Below are 20593 nucleotides of genomic sequence, written 5' to 3'. Positions count from 1 at the left end.
ATGCTCAGAAGACGCCGTACAGCGCCGCCAGCCAGTCGACGGCGACGCCGACACCGACGACCCCCGCCAGCCCGTACAGCAGCGCTTTGTTCCGGTACCGGGTGGCCACCGTCGAAAGCGACCCGATGGCGACGTGGGCGTCGGGCCCGGAGACGAGGAGGCCGTCCGCGGTCTCACTTGCGGTCCCGGCGATAGCAACCCGGTCGCCCGGTGCTACGATGGACTCCTCGTAGGTCCGGGGCTTGTCGTCGTGCGTCCGTTCGACTTTCGGGGCTGGGTTCGGAAACGCCGGGGGCGGCCCGTCCTCGGAATCGAAGGACAGCGCCCGCGTCGAGGACAGGTCGAGCGTCGCCTCCTTGGGGTCGACCAGGACGGGCCCGGTCCCGTCGTCGACAGCGAACGTGACACCGCCCTGGTCTGCCTCGACGGTGGTGAACTGGTCCCCCTTGCTCCCGACGCCGTGAGGGTTCAACACCTCGACGTGCCACGACCAGCAGACAGCCCGGCGGTCCGTGACCGGTGCCGTGCCGACGGCGGCGGCCGTCACCTCGCCAGTGCAGGCCACCTCGCCGGATTCGAGGGTCCCGGTCGGCACGTCGTTGTCGGGGTGCAGTCGTCGCCACCGCCGCCCGAGCGTGTGAGAGATATTCAGACCGATCAGCCCAGCGGCGAACACGAACAAGAGGACGACAGTCGCGTAGCCGACGGCCCTGAGCACGTCGTCGGAGGCGAAGATGTTCACCTCGCCCACGAACCCGAACAGCAGGACTGTCGCAAGCGGGACGACCGTGGCACCCGTGATACCGCGCCGAGTGACGCCCCGTTGCCGGTAGGGTCGACCCGCCGCCGTCTGAAACTCGTAGTAAACATAGACGGCAAAGAAACCAACGCCCAGAACACCGATCCCAACCAGATAGAGCGTAAAGGCATCGACCATCTGCGTCCGATTCTACTCTGCAGAAAATAAAATTACAGTTCTTCGGTGTGGCGCATCTGGACGGCGATACCTCGTGTCGAGGACTGCATCTCCTGGCCGCTCATCTGTGCGCGACCGACGCCGAAGGCCGCGTCGCCCTGAATCACCACGTCGTCGCCGACGCGGATGTCGTCGCTAGCGTCCGTGATCCCCGGCGCCAGTACCGAGCCGTGGGGGACAAACGGTTCGATCTCGACGGTTTTTGTCGGAACATCGCTCTCGACCCAGCGACGCGCCCCGGCGGTGGTCAGCGAGAGCACGCCATACTGCTGGGCCAGCGCCGCTAGCTGTTCTCCGTCGGCGTCGTCGGCACGGAGTTGCGGATACCTGCCCTGTGTCGAGAGGTCGTCGAACAGTTCGTCGCCCGCGCCTTCACCAAACTGGTAGTCGGCGACGGCGCGGATAGTGTTGTGTTCGCGTTCTCGTTTCGGATAGCGGTCCCAGCCTTCCAGTTCGGCAGCGAGGTTCCCCAGCGAATCTGCCGTCGTCGGGTGGTCGGTAACCGTGTAGGTGAACTCCCGGTCCAGCGAATCAGCCACGCGCTCGCAGATGTCGCGGTAGCCTTCGCCGGGTACGTGGGCAATAATCTCCGGGTAGTCAGTCCCTTCTAAATAGCGTTCGAGCACGCGACTGACGAACTCGATTTCGGTGGCAGTCCAGTTGCCCGTGACGACGGAGTCGTAGTGCTGTGCGGGGTAGGTGAGTTCGAGTTCCTGTGGCACGACGCCGATGGGCGATGTCATCGAGACGACGTGGGCGCGCCACTTGATGGCGTCGTGGTACTGCTTGTGGCTCTGGGAATCGCTGTAGGGTTTCCGTGCCGAGCACGGGACCAGCACGAGCGGGCGGTCATCGAACCGTGGTACGTAGCGGTCGGTGACGCGCTCGGCGAAGCGCTGGATTTCGACCCGCCGGAGCGAGTCGTCGCTGGCCGCCGAGAGGTCAGCGCGCCGGATGAGCGGCGTTCGCTCCTCCAAGTAGCCGTACTCCTGATCCAGCTGTCGGAACGTCGCGGTGAGCCAGTTGTTCTGTCTGGCCTGTCCCTCGACATAGTCACGGAGGCGACCATCACGAATCCGGCGGCGGACCCGCCGGAGTTCCGCAGCGAGCGCGTTGACGTTGTGTTCGGCGCAGTCCTCGCGGTTGAACTCCGAACGTGGCTGCTGGCAGGCTGGACACGCACACGGTAACTCATCGAGGTCTTCGAGGAAGTACGCCTCGTCGGTCGTGAGATACCGGCCCTCGGTCCCACGGATGACGGCGCGGTCGGGGTCCACGAGGTCGACACCGGCGTAGACGAGCGTCGCAACGTTTCGCGGCGTTGCAACGCCAGGCAGGTAGAGCGCGGTGTCCGCGGGGATTGTCTCACGGACGGTCGTAACGGCATCGACGAACGCCGACGCGTGCCCGACGTAGCCGGGCGCGCCAGCGAGGACGTAGGCGTCGCTGCCGTGGTTGGTCGCGGTATCAGGGGAAACAACGGCCGCACTTGGGAACGCAACATCGGGATAGTCGACGGCGAAAGCCTCGGCGACTTCGTCCGGCGTGCCGGCGGGGAGTCCGCGGTGGGGCAAAACAGTGAGTAGCGAGTCGTCGCCGTCGGGGGCGTCTTGCTCGGTGGACCAGCGGCTTCCGGCGTCAGCAAGGACGTGTCGGCAATCGCCCGGCGTCTCAGTGTCCACGTCGTCGACCAGCGCCGGTGTCGTCACGGAGTCGGCGAGGCGCAACTCACCCACTCGCGCGGCGCTGTCACGCTCGTGGACCTCGAAGTAGTCGGTCATGCAATGGCGTCAGCCACGCGCGACCAACTATCTTGCCTTTGGGCCAGCACCGCCCCCGCGACCGAAGCGACGGTCAAATCCAGCAGATGCCATCCTGATCGGCAGTTATGTGACCATGATTATCGCGAACAGGCCGCTATCCGCTGATTAGCTGGGTCCTAACTAAATCTATAGGGGACGGCTGACCGTTCGTGCAGCGACAGACACGACGAGACGTGTTGCTCGCCCTCTCGGGGACAGCCACAGCGCTGGGGGGCTGTTCGACTGGCCTCTCCTCGGGAGACTCGGGTGCGAGGGCCGCGTCAGACGAGACGGAACCGACAGCGACAGAACAGGTATCCGAGTCAACAGCGGAAAGCAGGCCCGCAATGTTCATTCATCTCGACGCGCTGGCTGCGGTACAGTCCCGTGTCGAGAACGGTGACAGCCCGTGGACGGAGGCCCACAAGGCCTTCATGGACGATGTCCGCGACGCGATGGCGGCGGACCCAGAGAGTGTCACCGACAACGGCGACGGCCACGAGTTCAAAACGAAAGGGCCCGAAGACCCCGGAGCGCGCAAGGACTACGTCGCCGCCATCAGGACGGGGGATCGGATCCGTGACCTTGGCCTCGCCTACCAGTACACCGGCGCGGACCAGTACGCCGAGAAAGCCATCGAGCTACTGAACCACTGGTTCCTGCGTTCGGAGACCTACATGGCCCCTGTCAAAACAAACAGCATCGAACAGTTCATCACGCTCCCAAAAATGTGGTGGGGCGCGGAACTCGTTCGCGGCCACGAAGCGTGGAACGACGACAGTGTCGGCTCAGAGACCGGCCTACAGGAGTGGGTTCGGACGTTCTTAGACGACGTTGGCCATGGTATTCCAACCGAGATGGGGCAACAGAATATCTTCAACTGGCAAGAGATGACCCACGCTGCTGGGTCAGTGTACCTCCGTGACTGGGGCCGGTTCCGGAAGGCGATGCAGCGTAACCGCGAGACGGGCTTCACCCAGCTCCGGGAAGACGGCCTGCTGGAACATGAGATCGGTCGCTCGTCAAGCCTGGCGTACTCGCTGTACGCGGCGAAGGCGCTGCTCACCGGTGCGGAACTCAGCCGGCTCTACGCCGACAAACTCGATGGCCCCACGCTGTACGAGTACCAGAAATTCGACGGTGACAAGGGGGCGATTGAGCGGATTCTCGACGCCCACGCGCCATACGTGGCCGATCCAGAAGCCTGGGAAGCGATGGGCGAGGGAGACCCCGACCGGTTCGTCAACAGTGACGGCTTCCCCGCCAGAAAGCAGGAAGCTGCGTCCTCAGTGTACGAGGTGGCATACTCGTACTACGAGAAAGACACGTATCTGAAAGCGCTCAAGCAAAGCGGACAGCCGGTGAAGAACGTCCCGACATACGTTTCGGCCCAGCAGGCGGCAATCGACAATCCCGACCGACCGCATCGGGACGAACGCATCCTCGGCTGGACGACGTTCACGCACGGCGAGCGGTTCCGGCTTGATCTGTAGCGGGTCGAGCAAGCCCCGTTCCCGAATGCGCAGTCACACCACCACGCTTTGGATGCCAGCGGTTTCAGATCCGGTATGAATATTGTTGTGACCGGCGGCCGAGGGAGTTCCGGACGCTGGATCGTCGAGCGGCTCGCTGGACCGCACAACGTAACAGTCCTTGACCGTCGACTCCCCAACGATGAGGGCCATCCGGCTGTCGGATACCGGGCACTCGATCTGACAGACGCTGGGAGCGTCTTTGACGCGCTCACCGCCATCGACCCGGATGCAGTGGTCCACTGGGCGGCGATTCCGGTCGCCGGGAACCACCCCGGGGTAGACCTGTTTCAGAATAATACGCTGGCGGCACACAATGTCCTCTCAGCGGCCGGCCGCGTCGGCGCTGACGTGGTGCAGGGCTCTTCGGACGGCGCGTACGGCTTCTTTTTCGCCGAGGAGACCCCCGTTCCGGACGAACTCCCGATCACGGAAGAGCACGCGTGCAGACCGGAAGACGACTACGGGCTCTCGAAGGTCGTCACAGAGGAGATTGGGAAGACGATTGCGCGCCGGGACGGCATCTCTGTGGCGTCGATTCGCCCCTCGTGGATACAGATTCCCGGTGAGTACCCCTGTCGAGACGAGGAGTACGTCGATGACCTCGCGGCCGGGGCGGGCAACTACTGGTCGTACGTCGACGTGCGGGACGTGGTCGACCTCGTCGAGGCCACCCTCACCGCCGAGGTCACAGGGCACGAGGCGTTCAACTGCGTGGGACCCGACAACGCGCTGGGCCGGTCGCTGGTCGACCTCATGCGCGAGCAGTACGGCAACGTTCCGGACGACTGCACGGTCGAGGAGGACGCCGCGGCGTACTCGACGGCCAAAGCCACAGCGATGCTTGGCTGGGAGCCGACCCATTCGTGGCGTGAGGCTGCCGATGCGGACGTTGATGTGCCGACGATCTGACCGGCGGACGAGAAGATTAAAACAGATCAGTCGCGGGCGTGCAGGTCACGCAGGCGAACGCCCTCGGGCACGCGGTCGAGCGCCGTCGCCGGCCAGTCGTCGTGGACCAGCGTGAACGACACGTCAGGATGGAGTTCGACCAGCCGCCGGACGCCTGTGGCCGCGGTCTCGTAGGCTGCTCGGTCGGTCCGGTCCGGCGTTTCTGCGGTCAGCGGATAGGTGTCGGCGAGTTCGCGCGGATACGGACCAAACGGGGGCAGGACGCCCCAGCTCTCGTCGTACTGTGCACTGGAGCTGCCTTCGGTCAGCAGCACCTCCTCGCCCTCAACCGGGAGACGCTCCAGTCGGTCCTGATGGCGTCGGACCTCGGGCCGACGAGCGCTTTCGTTCGAGGTGTAAAAGAACGCGTCCTTCGAGACGGGATCAGTGCGTTCGAGTTGCTCGGCGTGGTCGAGAAGCGCGCGGTAGCCGTCGAGCATCTCCGGATGACCACGGGCGCGGCTGTCGACCAGTTCCATGAGGTTGCCCGAGCGAATCGCCTGTTTGACCGTCCGAATTTCGCCGTAGGTGACGTGGAGGTTGTGTCGCGCAAGCAGTTCCTCGCGCTGGTCAGCGTCCATCGCATCGAGTTCCGCCGGTGTGTGGTCTGTACAGACCGGACAGTGACACGGGAAGTAGGTTAGTTCGGACAGCAGTTCCGTCCCCTGCACCGTGAGATACCGGTCGTCGCGAGCGTACAGCGCGTATGCCGCCGAATCGAACAGGTCACAGCCCAGCGCCGCCGCCATCGCGAACATCATCGGGTGGCCCGCGCCGAACAGGTGGACCGGGCCGACCTCACCCAGCCCGCGCTTGCAGGCCGCGACGACATCCGCGAGGTCGGCGTAGCGATACTCGTTCATCAGCGGGACGACGGCTCCCAGCGGGAACACATCAAGTCCCGTGGAGACGGCATCTGCAGCGGCGCGCTCCCGCAGATCCGGGTAGGTCGCTCCCTGAACCGGCGCGCTGACGAGCATCTCGCCGGTGTCGACGGTGGCAGCGTGTTCGAGCCGTTCCTGTGTCGTTTTGAGTTCCTCGGTCGCCCGCTCGCGGTCCACATCCGGCGGCGTCGGGATGTCCACCGGCGTGCCGATATCGGAGCCAATCTCGTGCTGGAATTCCAGAATCTCTTCAGTGGTCACGTCGATATCGCCGTACTCGGCGAGCTGGAAGGACCCGGAATCGGTCATGATAGCCCCATCGAACCCGAGCAGGTCGTGGAGGCCCTGTTCCAGCACGGGCTCACGGAGGTCATCGGAGCCGTGCAGGATGTAGCTGTTCGTGATGAGTATCTCCGCCCCGAACTCCGACGCCAACGTTGCCGGTGCGACCGTCTGGACGTGGGGATTGACCACCGGCAGGATAGTCGGCGTCTCGACGGTGACGCCGGCCCGTGGCACCGTTAGCTCGCCCAGCCGGCCCGCGGCGTCGTACTGGCGGACCTCGAAATTCGTCATTACACGTCGTCGTCGGTGGGCGCGCCTAAGGGTTGTGTTCCCCCGTGGCTGGCCGTTCGTTGCTGGCGGCAGCCGAGAACGGCGGTTGGGCGCGAACAACGCGCCGGCGGGCACAGCGCTGCTATTCGTCGGGCTGCTCCGCTCCGCCGGGCACCAGTTTTCGCTCGGGTCGGTGGACGGTCCCTGAGTCCTCGTCGGCGACGTACGCCTGTGACGTTCGGAACATAGCAACCACCTCATCGCGGGACCCGTAGGCGTCCTCGACAAGCCGTTCGAGCAGTTCCGCCCGCGAAATCGGCTGGCCGGTCCGACGGCGGACGGCCGCACGCAGTTTATCAAGCCGGCGCTCCGTTTGTTCGTCGAGTGGAATCGAGGCCATATGCTATACGATACCACTTCACAAGGTATCAAGCTGTCGTCGGTTCAACCCTCGAACAGGGCATAGTACATGATACCTACGGCAGACCGACTGTCACGGAGCGTGCCGTCGCGCACCGACTGGACCAGCGAATCGAAGTCGGCAGTGTCGACCCGAATCGATTCGTTGTGGTCTAGATTCTGGTCGGCTGTCGCCTCACATCCGCGTGCGACGTAGTAGTGGAAGACGTAGTCGGTGTTGCCGTTGGCCGGTTCGCCCGTGTAGAGGTGGTCGAGCGTATCTGCCTCGTAACCGGTTTCCTCGCGGAGTTCGCGGGCGGCGGCGACGCTTGGATCGTCGTCCTCGTCTTCCATCGTTCCGGCAGGCAGACCGTAGTTGATCCGGCGGACTGGCTGTCGCCACTCCTCGATGACAACCACGTCACCGTCGGCGGTAAACGGGAGCACGATGACGCTCTCACCGTGCTGCACGTAGTCGAACTCTCCCTCCGTGCCGTCAGGGAAGCGGACGTCCTCACGGACGACGTCAAACCCCGGACAGGCGTAGGCGGTCTCGGCATCAAGCGTCTCCCAGGCGAGTTCCTCGTCCATATGGAGAGTGTGGTCCCCACCGGCAAAGTCAGCACGGGTCCACGCAAATGCAGGCACCGGACGGATACGACGTGGCGCACTCTCTGAAGATGGAATGAAAGTATCGACAATCGTTCTCCTGCTCGGTATTGTACTGTTTGTCCTCCCGGTCCCCGGAACGTTCATCGCCGGGGGACTGGTGCTCGTTGCCGGCGCATTGGCCCGGTGGGGCGGGCTCTGAGGATAGGATGGGCACTCACAGTTTGTCGGCGGCCTGTGCCTGCTCTGTCCGACGGTTGGCCTGTTCCAGGCGTCGTCGAGCCGCGTTCGATAGCGGGTTAGAGAGGGTGTCGCTGGCGGCCTCGATTCTGGTCGCGACGCGCTGGAGTCGGTCGGCAACGGCCTGGAGTTGCTTGTCAGCGTTCCCGCGGTCGCCGGCCTCTGCGCGTTCCGTCGCTCGCCTAGCAGCCTCGACGACAGCGGCGAGCGCCCGTTCGAGGCCCTGGATAGCGTTCCCGGAGCCGCCGCTACTCTCGGAAGTGCCGTCATCATCGTCAGAATCGCCGTCATCGTCCATCTCGTCGAGCACCGCTTGGCGCGTCTCCTCGGCGATGTCGACGAGAAATGACGCCAGCGACGCCTTTCCGGTTCGGGGCTGTTCGATCTGTGCGGCAATGTCGGCCTCAGGCTCCGGGTTCACCCGGAACGCACCGACCTCGTCGTCGCGGTCCCGGACCTCCGTCGTGTACGCGCCGCCGCCGTGGACGTACACGGCGTCGGGTTCCGAGAGTGGGGCGTCGTACAGCCGGCCGGCGAAGTCATCCTCGACGGCGAGGTCGGTGAGGTTGCTGTCGGCCCCTGACGGGTCGACTTCAAGACGGGTGGCGTTCTCCCGGGCGACGAGTGGGACCTCGCCGTCGACACCGGCTCTGGTCGGTCCCTCGGTCTCGCTCGTTTCAGGGACCGATACTGTCTCGCTGTGTGGCGCGACGCCGGCCCCGTTGACCGTGAACCGGTGTTCACCCGTGGGCACGTCTTGAACAACGGCTAAGCCCGAAAAGGTCGGGATGGCCTCGGGGTCGCTCTCCAGTAGGGCGACGGACTCGACGGTCGTGTCCTCGGTCGTGAGCCCCTCGTTCTCGGGGGCGTCGTCGTTCGAGACAGCTTCTGAGAGGCTGGCGACGACGGTCCGTATCTCCGCCGGCGCGCCGATGGCGTCGTAGCGCTCGGCCAGCGCCGCCCGGTGGTTCGGCTCGGAGATGTCCGCAGCGGGGTTCTCGTAGCGGGGCTGGTTCCAGGGCGCACCCGTCGTCGTGATATGCCCCGAGACGGCGTCCTCGGCGAACTCGGGTACTGCGAACTCGAAGCTCAACTGCGGGCCGGTGAAATCGGCGATGTGTTCCAGTTCGCTACTCGGTATGAGGTCGTACTCGATGTCCGGGTCAGCCTCGCCGCGGTCGGTGTGCTGGAACACGAGTCCCGTCTCCCGCGTCGGCAGGTCCGACGGCGGTTCGGTGAGGCTGTCGAACGAGCGGACGGTGAGCGACTCCGAGATGAGGTCCTCGCGACTGACCGACGGCAGTTGCTCGTGTTCGTACAGCGGCGCGCCCTCGTACTCCGGAACGAGGTACGGGAGTCGGGAGCCCTCGTCGCGCGGGAGCCCATAGGCGACGGGAATCTCCGCAAGATCCTCGATGGTCTCGACGGCGCTGTTCGTGATGTCCGCGAACCGGTCGCCCTCCGGCAGCCGGGTGAACCGGTCGCGAACGTCGTTGACCGACAGCGCGCTGGAATGTGACCCCAGTTCCGAGAGGATGCGCGGGACCATCTCCGGATCAGGATCGAGGAACTCGTTGTTGGGCACCTTCCGGGAGTGGGAGCTGGCGACGTACAGTTGCGGGTCGCCCATCGCCGTGTCGACGAACACGTGCAGGACCTCCCAGTCGTGCCAGTGGAAGTTCGTCGTGAACTGGTCGAACGCCGAATAGAACCAGAACTGGACGGCCGCCAGCGGCGAGTTCTCGTACTCGACGACGTGGTAGAACGCCGTCGGGTCCGGCGGCTCCCCGTCGGTCATCCGCTCGTGATAGCCGTCGAAGGCGTCGAACCCGTCGACGACAGTTTCTCCGTCCTGTTCACTGGTGTACGGTCGCGGGTCCGTCGGAAACCACGGCTCCGCCCGGTCGAAGTACAGCGTCGGCGCGAACCGTCGGGCGAGTTCTTCGGCGCGTTCGCCCTCGACTGTCGAGGCCGCGTCGTCGCTTTCGCTTTCGAGCGCCGAACAGCCGGCGACGGATACGAGGCCGGCTCCGGCGACCGTCTGTAGAACCGCACGGCGGGATAGGCTTTCCCGGTCGGTCATCGATCCCCCGTCATTTCAGTGCGTCGTCGGACAGCGTGACCCGTCGCTGTCTCCGAACCCAATAATGCCATACACCATTCAGCGAACCACGGAGCAAAACCCTTCTGGCAGTCTCCAAGCGTGCCCCGTCAGTACTGCTCGAACCCCGCCGTGTCCAGATAGTTGTGCGCGACCGTGATCGAGTGGTCAGCATGGAGTGCCTTCGGGCCAAGCGAGACGCGCTCGTCTGCGCGGTCGGCCAGCAGCGCCGCTTCCTCGTCGCGGAAGTCATGGTGGTCCGAGAGGACGAACACCGGGTCCGACGGTGGGGCAACGTCGACGATAGGGTCGCCGTCCTCGTGCAACTGGACGACGGTTCCGCGGCGGGCCACGTCGTCCAGCGTCCCCTCGAACCCCCGTCGCGTGAGCGACACGCCCGGCGAGGTTTCGACCGGGATGTGACCGATAGCTTCCTCGCGCTCTTCTAGCGCCTTGCGTATCAGCGCCGCCGTGGACCGTTCGTCGGGGTTCAGCCGACGGAGGTCGCTGCCATCGAACGTGACGGTGTACTCGTCGCCCAGAACCAAGTGGACTCGCACGTCTTCTCGGATAGCATGGCTCAGGAAGAACGCGCTGGTGACACACCGACAGAGCACGTCGAGCCGGCCGGCCGCGCCGGCCAAGTCGTCGAGCGAGAACTCCGGCGTCGTCGGGGCGTCGTGGCCGATGATGATGAACTGGCGCATACGGGTGCGAAGCCGGTTAGAGACTTACGTGCATCGACCGCGAACCCGTCAGCTCTCATCCATGCTGACGAGGAGCCAGATTCCGAGTGGGGGCCACAGTCGAGGACACGACGGTGGTGTCCCGCGCCGAGCCTACTTCCGACTGCGGGGCGAAGCGCCGTTATGTCCGTTTCAGAGTTCGACCACGAAACGCATATGCAGCGCGCGTTCGAGCTGGCTCGGGCCGCTGTCGACCGCGGTGACCGGCCGTTCGGATCTGTACTCGTTCGTGACGACCAAATCGTCATGGAGGCGTCGAACCGCGTTCTCACCGAATCCGATGTGCGCCGCCATCCGGAACTCCACCTAGCGCACCGAGCGATGCGTGAGTTTGACCCGGACGAACGCGCGGAAATCGTGATGTACACGAGCACCGAACCGTGCCCAATGTGTGCCGGCGGCCTCCGGTACGCTGGTCTCGGTCGGATAACGTACAGCGTCAGCAGTGATGAGATGAGCAGGTTCAGCGGCCACGAGGCGTCCGTCCGCTCGGGCGAAATTCTCGACGGAGTGACCAACGTCGTCGGGCCGATATGTCAGGAAGAGGGACTGGCGATTCACGAAGGGTTTGACTGGTAAAGCCAGGTCAGAACCGATTGCGGGAGTCAAATGACTTATTATGTGTGTTTGCTAACTTGTGGTATGAATTCACTTGACACGCCCATCGAGCAAGTGATGACGAAGCCGGTGAAAACCGTTGACCGCGAGCTGTCCGTCCGAGACGCTTCGAAGCTCCTTGCATCCGAAGCGGTCGGTTCTGTCGTTGTCGAAACCGAGTACGGGCAAGGAATACTCACGAAAACGGATATTATCACCGGCCTCCACGATGGGATCGACCCTGATACGACGCCGATTGGAGACCTGATGACAACTCCCGTCAAGACCATCGAAGCCGGTGCCCCGCTAGAGGAAGCCATCGATACGATGGTTGAGCACGGCATCAAGCGACTCGTAGTCGACGGACAGATCGAGGGCGTTGGTATTCTTACGACAACAGATGTGATGCAGGAACTGTCGCCCGACCTGGACCGCGTCGTCGAGATGTTCGCGGAGGGGTGACAGCCCGAATCCGAACGGTCGGGGCTATCGAGACGGCGGTGGGCAGTTCTCTCTCAAATTGAGTATCGAAGACGCTACAAACGCCGTCTGAGCGTCCAGAAAGGGTTTACCGGGAGCGGCGGACCACTCGACTATGCGCAGACGTGCCCTCCTCGCGTCGGTCCCGGGTGCGCTGGCCGGGCTCGCCGGCTGTTCGTTCGGTGCCCCTGGAGCGGATGAAACTGACAGCGTGACGCCTGCACCGCAACCGGACCAGTCACCAACCGACGCGAACGACAGCGGAGCAGAGACGCCGGCAGATACGGGCAACCCAACCCGACCCGAGAATCCGACGACGGTCATCGAAATGGAAACCGGGCCGCGAACCTACGCCCTCAGTTCGCCAGGACTCCACACCGACGACGGAGCCCGAATCGGGTTCTGGTTCGACCGGACGGCGACCGACAGCCATCCGGCCACGCTTCGCGGCTGGCTCCAGAACGGCAACGAGTTCGAGAACACGTTCAGAATCGATTGGATTCCGGGGGTCGGACGGACATATAGCCGCCAACCCAGTGGCTATGACCACGAAGCCCGCCTCCATCTTGCGCCCACGGAGAACAACGAACTCGCCGAGGAAGTGCCCTCGCTCGGCCGAACAGAAGAGGGGTACTGGCGCGTCGACGACGTCGGTCCGTGGATGCCAGAAACCCACCGGCTGGACCCCGGTGAATGGGTCCGACTGGAGTACGCACTCGTCGGCGAACCAGGCCAGTCCGGGCGGCCGACCGGGACCTACGAGTTCCGCGGCCAAGGCGAATCCCTCTCGGTCTCCGTCTGGGATACGCGGAGTCCCGGCCCCGAAACTGATTCCCGGTTCGCCGGCCGCTCGCTCCCGCCGTTTCCCGGCGACGGCAGCGTCCAGTGGTTCCACGAAGCAAATAAGACGACCTCAACCTTCGTTCGCCCGACTGCCGAGCGAGTGCAGTTGGACGCACAGGTGGGCTTTGAGATGGTCAACAACAGCCACGAGCGACTGCAGTGTGGCCACTGGAATCTCTACAAACTCGTCGACGGCGAGTGGTTCCACATCGCGCCGACGGGCCACACCGACGACTGTCGCATCCTGGTGCCGGGCGGTCGGGAACAGTGGGACCTCCGGGCGTTTAACCGACAGGCCGTCGGTTGTGGAACCGGCGACTGCCGTTGTGACGGCCTCACGCAGGGCTATCTCGGCGGCGGCGAGTACGCCGTCGTCGCCGGCTACGGGCATCCGACAGCCGAGAGCAGTGCCCTAGTCGAGCTAGTCGGTGACCGCGCTGCCGTGACGCCAACCGACGACGTGTCAACAGCGCGTGACAGCGACACCGTCACCGTGACGACTGACCGTCACGGCGATGGGAAACGTCCTGCCGACGCAACGTTCTCGCTGACTCGCACCGACAGCGCGAGTGAGCGGGTTATCGCCGAACAGGTCATGGCAAGCGGTCGGTTCGCCACGTACGAGGGTGGACTTCGTAACGCCCTCCCGTTCCTGACCGACGATGTGCGTCATATCGTTGTCGAGACCGACGAGCGGGCTGTGGACGGCGTACTCGGATACGATTCGAACCGTCGACGGTTCCAGTTCCGCGGACAGGCCTACGTAGTCACTCGGGGTCGGAACAACGGCTGATAATCGGCGTAGAGAGCGGTCCTGTTGCTTTTCGATGCTGTAGATGAAACAGGAACCAGTGCGAATTCGAACCGCCATGGAGCTTTGTTCTGTGAGCGCGCAGTGCTTTCGCCCGTGAGAACGTGGTGCGGCCACCTCCAGACCCGGAAATGTCTCTGACCGGTTTGAATTGGAAAAGTGGGCCGGCGCGAATTCGAATCGCGGTTACGGCCACCCGAAGGCCGAAGGATACCAGGCTACCCCACCGGCCCGTGCGATAGCAATCGGATAGAAGACAGGGGCAGTTTTAACGGTTGCGAAACAACGAGATGGGGAGTGGTTTCATCGGTGGCCCGCAAGCGGAGGACATGGGCCTCGGCGACCAACATGACGCGTATCGCGTCGTCACGGAACCACCGGCGGACGCGAACCAGTACATCTCCAAGTACTTCGGTCGGTTCGATATCGTCCAATAAAGAGATTAAATTGCTGTTTTGAGGGGTCAAGTGTCACACGAGCGGGCAGGCTGTACGAGACAAACGGACAGCTAAACAGAAGATTGATTACGCATCACGGTTACTCACTATCTGAGTAACTATGACTATCCTCATCACTGGCGGCGACGGCTACGTCGGGTGGCCAGCCGCACTGCGAATCGCAGACCGAACAGACGACCGAGTGCTGCTTGTCGACAATTTCTCCCGGCGTGGGTGGGTTGAAGACGTCGGCGCGACGAGTGCGACACCGGTCGCCAGCATCGACGAGCGCCTCGACGCGGCCCGCGAGGTCCACGGCCTGACGAACCTCTCTTTCGTCGAGGGCGACCTCGCTGAGAAGTCATTCGTCGACGAACTGCTGGCGGTCCACGAGCCAGAAGTCGTCGTTCACACCGCCGCACAGCCCTCCGCACCGTACTCCCAGATCAACGGCGAGCGGGCGAACTACACCCAGCACAACAACCTCCAGGCGACGCGGAACCTCCTGTGGGGCCTCGAAGAACACGACCTCACAGACACCCACTTCGTCGAGACGACGACGACGGGCGTCTACGGCGCGCCGGAGTTCCCGATTCCCGAGGGCGGCGCGACGATGGAGAATCAGGGCGAGCGCGACGACGTGCCGTTCCCCAACATGGGCGGGAGCTGGTACCACGCGACGAAGGGCTTCGACGCACAGAACATGCGGCTGGCCCACACCCAGTTTGACATCCCAATTTCTGACGTGCGGACGGCCATCGTCTACGGGACCGAAACCGAGGAAACCCGCGAAGACGACCGCCTCAAGACGCGCTTTGACTTCGACTACTACTTCGGAACGGTCACGCACCGATTTTGCGCACAGGCCGCCGCGGGCTATCCCGTCACCGTCTACGGCAAGGGCGAGCAGCGCAAGCCGTTCATCTCACTCGAAGACGCCGTCGAAGGGCTGGCCGAAGTGGCCCTCACCGACCCAGACGAGCGCCCCGAGGGCCTGACAGTGTACAACCAGGTCACGCGCGCCATCAGTATCGTCGAGATCGCTGAGACGATTGCAGACGTGGGCAGCGAGTACGACCTCGACGTAGATGTCGAGCACTTCGAGAACCCCCGCGACGAGGACGAGACCCACAAGATGGAGATCGAGAACGACTGCTATGACGACCTCATCGGCGGCCAGTCACAGTCCTTCGAGGACGGCGTCGACGACATCTTCGGGACGCTGACCCGCTATGCCGACACCATTGAGTCCCACGAGGACCGCTTCCTCCCGGGCGTCCTGAGCGAGGACTGATGATGGACGTGCTGGTCACCGGGGCCTGTGGCTACATCGGCAGCGCGCTGATACCGTTGCTCCGGGCGGACGACCGCGTGGATGACATCGTCGTCTTCGACGACCTCTCCTCAGGGTCCCCGCGGGCGCTGCTGGGGACGCTCGGGGACGGGCTCGAATTCCGCCGGGGCGACGTCCGCGAGTACGGCGACGTGGAGAGCGCTATGCGTGGCGTCGACCGCGTCATCCACCTCGCTGCCATCACCGGGGCGTCGAGCACACACGAGCGCCGCGACGAGACGTTCGCTATCAACTACGACGGCACCGAAAACCTCCTGACTGCAGCCGGCAAACTCGGGGTCGACCACGTGGTCTTTGCCTCCTCGTGCAACGTCTACGGCCGCGCGACCAGCACCGACATCGACGAGACGGTCAACCCAGATCCCATCAACCCCTACGCAGAGACGAAACTCCAGTCCGAAACGCTACTGCAGGAGTACTGCGAGGAATTCGACATGAGCGGCACCGCCCTGCGAATGGCCACGAACTTCGGCCACTCGCCGGGCATCCGGTTCAACCTCGTCGTGAACTACTTCGTGTTTCGGGCACTCACCGACCGCTCGCTCACCGTCTACGGCGACGGCTCGAACTGGCGGCCGTTCATCCACGTCCGAGACGCTGCCCGTGCCTACGCGGAGGCGGCGTGCGACCCCGATTCCTGGGACGAACCGGTGTACAACGTCGGGTCGATGGACGCGAACTACCAGATCTCGGAGATTGCCGATATCGTCGCCGACGAGGTCGCCCCGGTCGACGTGACCTACCTCGAAGACGAGCATCCCGGCCCGTCGTATCACGTCAACTTCGACCGGCTGAGCGAGACCGGCTTCGAACCATCGTGGACGCTCCGCGAGGGTGTCCGCGACCTCGCGGAAAAATTCACCACCAATGTCTGAGACAGAATCAACCAGCGAACGGCCCCACATCGCCGTCACCGGCGGTGCAGGCTACATCGGCAGCCGCGTCATCTACGAACTACAGCAGGCCCACCCCGACTGGGAGATCACTGCTATCGACAACTTCTATCTCGGTACCGTGCGGTCCGTCGGCGACGTCGAGATCGAGCACGTCGACATCCGGAACCGGGACCGTCTGGAAGCAACGCTGGACGGGGCCGACGTCGTGATGCACCTCGCCGCCATCTCCGGTGTCGACGACTGCGAGCAGAAGCAGGATCTGGCCTACGAGGTCAACGTTCAGGGAACAGACAACGTCGCCTGGTTCTGCCGCAAGACAGGCGCGGCACTGATTTTCCCGTTCTCGATGGCCGTCATCGGCGATCCACAGGAGTTCCCCATTACGGTCGACCATCCGCGGGACCCGCTGAACTGGTACGGCCGAACGAAACTGCTCAACGAGCGCGATATTGAGACGTACGCCGACGGCACGTTCCCGGCCCATCAGTTCATGATCTCGAACCTTTACGGAAGCCACGAGATAGACGGCCAGACCGTCTCGAAGGGAACAGTCATCAACTTCTTCGTGAACCGTGCGCTCGCTGGCGAGACGCTGACGGTCTACGAGCCCGGGACGCAGTCCCGGAACTTCATTCACGTCAAGGACGTAGCCCGGGCCTACGTCGATAGCTGCGAACGGCTGCTGGAGCAACTGGACCGCGGCGAGACCGGCGTCGAGAAATACGAAATCGCGAGCGACGAGGATCCTGGGGTCCACGATGTGGCCAACCTCGTCAAGGATCTCGCCGCCGATGTTGCCGACGTCGATGCCGACGTTGAACTGGTCGAGAACCCACGGGGCGACGACGAGACACTCGTCGACTCGTTCCCGGTCGATACCGGGCGGACGACCGATGCGCTAGGCTGGTCACCGGAACACGATATCGAGTCAGCGATTCGGACAGCACTGGAGTCGACGAACACGTAGACGACGAGTCCCGATGGATTTATTCGCCAGACCGGAAAGAGAGGACACATGAGCGATACGCCCGGGACGGAAGCGGTACTCGATGACCGGCCCGAGCTACGAGATGCGACAGAAGCGGTTCTGGCCGTCGACGACGGGCAGGACGGCTGGACGTTCGACGACATTCCCATCGATTCGGGCCAGTTCGGTGAACTTGTCTCCGCTGGCATCGTCGAGAAGGCTGGTGACGAGTACCGCGTCGCCGATCCCGACGCTGTGCGGGCCGCGCTCAACGGCGAATCCGAGGTTGGTAGCGACAGCGGGCACGGGCTGGCGCTCGGTGACGCGCTACGCTTTGATTTCGACGCACGAGCAACTGGCCTGCTCGTTGCCGCCATAGCGGTCGTGTTCGTCGCCCGAACGTACGTCATCGGGTCAATATATCGCGGTGGCGACATCGTCTTATCAAGTAACGACCCCTACTACTACAGGTACCACATCGAACAGGTCGCGGCGAACGCCGCCAGCGCAGCCGATTTCGGGGCGCTCTCCGTGCTCCCTGGTGGAATAACCAACGGGGAGCCACTCACGATTGCGACGCTCTGGTGGGTCGCCAGCCTCTTTGGTGGGAGCAAACCAGTTATTGGCCACGTTCTCGCCTGGTATCCGGTCGTGTCAGCACTCGTCACGAGCGTCCTGCTCTATCTACTCGCAGTTCGGGTGTCTAGCGACCGGCGCGTCGGTCTTGCATCGGTCCTCTTTCTGGCGTTTATTCCCGGCCACGCCTTCCGGACGAGCCTCGGATTCGCGGACCACCACGCCTTCGACTACCCCTGGCTGGGGCTCACCGCCCTTGCACTCGTGGTTGCGCTAACGACGGCCACGAATCGAACGTCGCTTCGTCGACCACAGCCGTGGATTGCCGCGGTCGGTATCGGGGTCGGGATCGCCGGCCAGGTGCTTGCGTGGGAGGCCGGACCGTTGCTTGTCCTGCCAGCCAGTCTGGTGGTGCTGGGACAGACACTGCTGGATGTCTCAAACGACCGATCGGCACTGGTCAAGAACGCACCAGTTCTTGCCGGTGTCAGCCTCGGTGCGATACTCGCTGGCGGTGTCCATACTGTCACCGGCTGGCAAACTGCGCTTGTCGCTAGTGCGCCAGCACTGCTGACGGTGGGCACAGTTGTCGTCATCGTGACAGCAGAAGTAGCCAGACGCTTCGGTGGCACCGCCGGACAGCTGGCTGCGGTCGATATCGGGCTTGGCGTCGTCGGCCTCCTTGTCTTCCGCTTTGGCTTCACAGAACAGTGGGGAACGTTCAGCAGGCGTCTCGATACGCTGTTTCGATCCGACGCGATTGCTGAGACGTACGGACTGTTCAACGCAGACGCATTTGGCTTCCTGTTCCTGCTCGGCCTGACACTGTTCCTAGCGCTCCCAGCAATGGTGTGGGGCGTCGACCTCGCTCGGAGCGACCGGAGCGGCTGGCTCGTCGCCAGTAGCTACGCCTGGCTACTGTTCGCCCTTGCTGTGATTCAGGTCCGTTTCGTCGGCGAACTGGCCCCGTTTCTCGCGCTGTTTTCTGGCTTCGCGTTCGTCTGGGTCGCCTCGTGGGTCGATCTGGCCCGTCCGGTGCTGGCGACTGGCGACAGAGATCTGCGAGACGTACTCGTTCCGGATAGCCGCGCAGTTGTGTCGCTGTTCGTGCTGTTCCTGTTGTTCGGGGCCCTCGGGATGGTGCAGGTACCAGTCAAAACGAGTCAAGTACTCGTCGAGGATGGGACATACGACGCGGCGACTGCAATCGAGGCAGACGCCGCCGAGCGCGGACTCGAATATCCCGGAAACTACGTCCTCAGCCGCTGGGGACAGAATCGCGTGTACAACTACTTCGTCAATGGCGAGTCACGGAGCTACAGCTACGCCCGCCAGACGTACGGGCCGTTCGTCACAGCCACAGACCCTGATAAGGCCCATAATCGGATTTCCAGTCGAGTCGGATACGTCGTGACGACAGAAACTGACATCGAGGAGCCGACCGCGATATATACTCGGCTACACCAGCACTTCGGAAGCCGGAACGGAGATGTGGACGGCCTGTCTCACTACCGACCGCTCTTCACAAGCGAAGACGGGAGCCACAGGGCGTTCGCAGTCGTCCCCGGTGGGACGATACAGGGGACTGTGGCCCCGAATTCGACCGTCTCGATCGTAACGACGGTCGCTGTCTCGGACAGAGAGATCGACTACGAGCGCCAGACGACAGCCAACCGAAACGGTGAGTTCACTGTTACCGTCGCAAACCCAGGGACGTACACCGTGACGACCGAGAGCGGTAGTGAAACGACCGTCAAAGTCACAGAGCAGACAGTATACGGCGGCGGTAACGTCACTGTCGAGTGATTTCCGCAGACTGGTATGCCGTAGTTCTGAAGCGAAACGACCATGATACCCACCGAAAGAACAGAGGATGTGCGCGTCTGGGTTCGTGTCGTCATCGTGCTTGTGCTGTGTCTGACACTCGGGGGACTGTTCGTCCACGCAGAGATTACGGAGGACGAACGGTCACCGTATCCAGATGCTACGGACCTTTCGGCTGGGTACGAGTCGTACGTCGGTCAGCAGCTTATGGTGTTTGGCACGGTGACAGAGACCAGCGAAGGCGAGATGCGAATCAGGGCCGAAAACGATGGGACGGCAATCACACTCAGGGTCACTGAGACGAGAACAGCCGTCGAACCCGGTGGCGTTGTCCAGGTGTACGGGACGCTCGAACCAGCACAGACGATAGCGGCCGAGCGCATCGAAGTCGTTAACAGCAGTCGGTGGGCCGAGTTCTACAAGTACGGCGCCTCGGCTATCGGCGCATTCGGATTCCTGCTGCTGTCCTTCCGGTACTGGCGCATCGATAGAGAGACGTGGACGCTGGAGGCCCGTGATGGCTGACCTGCTGACACACCTGCTCGTTCCGTATATCCTTCTCACGGTCGCGAGTTGGCGCGTCGACTGGCTCGATCAGCATTGGGTCGTCGTTGGGATGGGCGGTGCGGCGATTCCTGATCTGGTGAAAATAGAAATCGTCCTTGAAGAGAGAACGGTTGAATCTATACTTGGATTCCCGTTTTCATACGACCCGCTCTCCACACTCGGCGGAGTCCTGTTGCTCGCTGGAATTATCACCGTCGCATTCGATCGACGCCACTGGAGACGAGTGTACGGCCTGGTGACGTTCGGCGGCCTCACGTCACTCCTGCTCGATGGGATGCGGGTGTACGCCGACGGGCGGGCAAGCGCTTGGCTGTATCCGTTCACAAACTGGCGGCCGCCGACACCGAGCCTGTACGTGTCTTCGGACCCGACCGTGCTCGTGGTAGCGCTACTCGCTGCCGGTACAGTAACAGTCCTTGATAGGCGAAAACGGTCGCGTAACTGAC

Annotated in this window: 20 protein-coding genes and 1 tRNA gene; 13 read left to right on the top strand and 8 right to left on the bottom strand. The window is 63.4% G+C overall.

All coding sequences use genetic code 11. The features are described 5' to 3' along the window. Positions 1-4: 4 nt before the first annotated feature. Positions 5-937 (bottom strand): hypothetical protein, encoded by a 933-nt coding sequence (locus RBH20_RS01295; RefSeq protein WP_306704716.1) that lies wholly within the window; start codon positions 935-937, stop codon positions 5-7. A 32-nt stretch (positions 938-969) separates the two neighbouring features. Beyond that, positions 970-2757: an archaeosine synthase subunit alpha gene (gene arcS / locus RBH20_RS01290; RefSeq protein ID WP_306704714.1), complete on the bottom strand. Its 1788-nt coding sequence runs from the start codon at positions 2755-2757 to the stop codon at positions 970-972. Between the two features lie 368 nt (positions 2758-3125). On the opposite strand from arcS, the gene RBH20_RS01285 reads away from it, so the two are divergent. Together RBH20_RS01285 and RBH20_RS01280 are read left to right on the top strand one after the other, a co-directional pair. Then, positions 3126-4271: an alginate lyase family protein gene (locus RBH20_RS01285; protein ID WP_306707430.1), complete on the top strand. Its 1146-nt coding sequence runs from the start codon at positions 3126-3128 to the stop codon at positions 4269-4271. A gap of 75 nt (positions 4272-4346) precedes the next feature. Beyond that, positions 4347-5222, top strand: a complete 876-nt coding sequence (locus RBH20_RS01280) for an NAD(P)-dependent oxidoreductase (protein WP_306704712.1) — start codon at positions 4347-4349, stop codon at positions 5220-5222. 26 nt (positions 5223-5248) lie between these two features. Here the strand turns inward: RBH20_RS01280 and tgtA are convergent, their stop codons facing one another. The 3 genes from tgtA to RBH20_RS01265 all read right to left on the bottom strand — a co-directional run bounded on the left by tgtA (position 5249) and on the right by RBH20_RS01265 (position 7690). Next, entirely contained in the window at positions 5249-6721 is a 1473-nt protein-coding gene (tgtA, locus tag RBH20_RS01275; RefSeq protein ID WP_306704710.1) for a tRNA guanosine(15) transglycosylase TgtA, read from the bottom strand. Between the two features lie 121 nt (positions 6722-6842). Further along, entirely contained in the window at positions 6843-7100 is a 258-nt protein-coding gene (locus tag RBH20_RS01270; protein WP_306704708.1) for a hypothetical protein, read from the bottom strand. 44 nt (positions 7101-7144) lie between these two features. Beyond that, on the bottom strand, positions 7145-7690 hold the full coding sequence (locus RBH20_RS01265; RefSeq protein ID WP_306704706.1) for an NUDIX hydrolase: 546 nt from the start codon (positions 7688-7690) through the stop codon (positions 7145-7147). Positions 7691-7784: 94 nt separating this feature from the next. Between RBH20_RS01265 and RBH20_RS01260 the strand changes: the two genes are divergently transcribed. Then, on the top strand, positions 7785-7910 hold the full coding sequence (locus RBH20_RS01260) for a hypothetical protein (RefSeq protein WP_306704704.1): 126 nt from the start codon (positions 7785-7787) through the stop codon (positions 7908-7910). A gap of 15 nt (positions 7911-7925) precedes the next feature. On the opposite strand, the gene RBH20_RS01255 is transcribed toward RBH20_RS01260, so the two are convergent. Together RBH20_RS01255 and trmY are read right to left on the bottom strand one after the other, a co-directional pair. Beyond that, positions 7926-10031, bottom strand: a complete 2106-nt coding sequence (locus RBH20_RS01255; protein WP_306704701.1) for a hypothetical protein — start codon at positions 10029-10031, stop codon at positions 7926-7928. 128 nt (positions 10032-10159) lie between these two features. Then, positions 10160-10756, bottom strand: a complete 597-nt coding sequence (gene trmY / locus RBH20_RS01250) for a tRNA (pseudouridine(54)-N(1))-methyltransferase TrmY (protein ID WP_306704700.1) — start codon at positions 10754-10756, stop codon at positions 10160-10162. Between the two features lie 162 nt (positions 10757-10918). On the opposite strand from trmY, the gene RBH20_RS01245 reads away from it, so the two are divergent. From RBH20_RS01245 to RBH20_RS01235, 3 genes are all read left to right on the top strand, one after another. Beyond that, positions 10919-11374 carry a nucleoside deaminase gene (locus tag RBH20_RS01245; RefSeq protein ID WP_306704696.1) on the top strand — a complete coding sequence of 152 codons (456 nt, stop codon included), beginning with the start codon at positions 10919-10921 and terminating at the stop codon, positions 11372-11374. Positions 11375-11437: 63 nt separating this feature from the next. Further along, positions 11438-11854 carry a cyclic nucleotide-binding/CBS domain-containing protein gene (locus RBH20_RS01240; RefSeq protein ID WP_306704694.1) on the top strand — a complete coding sequence of 139 codons (417 nt, stop codon included), beginning with the start codon at positions 11438-11440 and terminating at the stop codon, positions 11852-11854. Between the two features lie 133 nt (positions 11855-11987). Then, positions 11988-13508: a hypothetical protein gene (locus tag RBH20_RS01235; RefSeq protein ID WP_306704692.1), complete on the top strand. Its 1521-nt coding sequence runs from the start codon at positions 11988-11990 to the stop codon at positions 13506-13508. 178 nt (positions 13509-13686) lie between these two features. Here RBH20_RS01235 and RBH20_RS01230 read toward each other — a convergent pair. Beyond that, positions 13687-13759 (bottom strand) — tRNA-Pro (locus RBH20_RS01230). A 57-nt stretch (positions 13760-13816) separates the two neighbouring features. Between RBH20_RS01230 and RBH20_RS01225 the strand changes: the two genes are divergently transcribed. From RBH20_RS01225 to RBH20_RS01195, 7 genes are all read left to right on the top strand, one after another. Then, positions 13817-13963, top strand: a complete 147-nt coding sequence (locus RBH20_RS01225; protein WP_306704690.1) for a hypothetical protein — start codon at positions 13817-13819, stop codon at positions 13961-13963. 121 nt (positions 13964-14084) lie between these two features. After that, on the top strand, positions 14085-15257 hold the full coding sequence (locus RBH20_RS01220; RefSeq protein WP_306704688.1) for an NAD-dependent epimerase/dehydratase family protein: 1173 nt from the start codon (positions 14085-14087) through the stop codon (positions 15255-15257). Positions 15258-15259: 2 nt separating this feature from the next. Next, positions 15260-16192: an NAD(P)-dependent oxidoreductase gene (locus RBH20_RS01215; RefSeq protein ID WP_306707428.1), complete on the top strand. Its 933-nt coding sequence runs from the start codon at positions 15260-15262 to the stop codon at positions 16190-16192. Continuing rightward, positions 16185-17180, top strand: a complete 996-nt coding sequence (locus RBH20_RS01210; protein WP_306704686.1) for an NAD(P)-dependent oxidoreductase — start codon at positions 16185-16187, stop codon at positions 17178-17180. Before RBH20_RS01215 ends, RBH20_RS01210 begins: the two co-directional genes overlap by 8 nt. A 48-nt stretch (positions 17181-17228) precedes the next feature. Next, entirely contained in the window at positions 17229-19562 is a 2334-nt protein-coding gene (locus tag RBH20_RS01205) for an STT3 domain-containing protein (protein ID WP_306704684.1), read from the top strand. 69 nt (positions 19563-19631) lie between these two features. Then, a complete protein-coding gene (locus RBH20_RS01200; protein WP_306707426.1) occupies positions 19632-20105 on the top strand; it encodes a hypothetical protein in 474 nt (157 codons plus the stop codon). Then, positions 20098-20592 carry a hypothetical protein gene (locus RBH20_RS01195; protein ID WP_306704682.1) on the top strand — a complete coding sequence of 165 codons (495 nt, stop codon included), beginning with the start codon at positions 20098-20100 and terminating at the stop codon, positions 20590-20592. The genes RBH20_RS01200 and RBH20_RS01195 overlap by 8 nt, the downstream gene beginning before the upstream one ends. Position 20593 lies beyond the last annotated feature (1 nt).

This window comes from Haloarcula sp. H-GB4, assembly GCF_030848575.1.
In the GTDB taxonomy this organism is placed as follows: Archaea; Halobacteriota; Halobacteria; order Halobacteriales; family Haloarculaceae; genus Haloarcula.
Note: the sequence above shows the minus strand (reverse complement) of the source record. Positions and strands in the feature narration are given on the sequence as shown.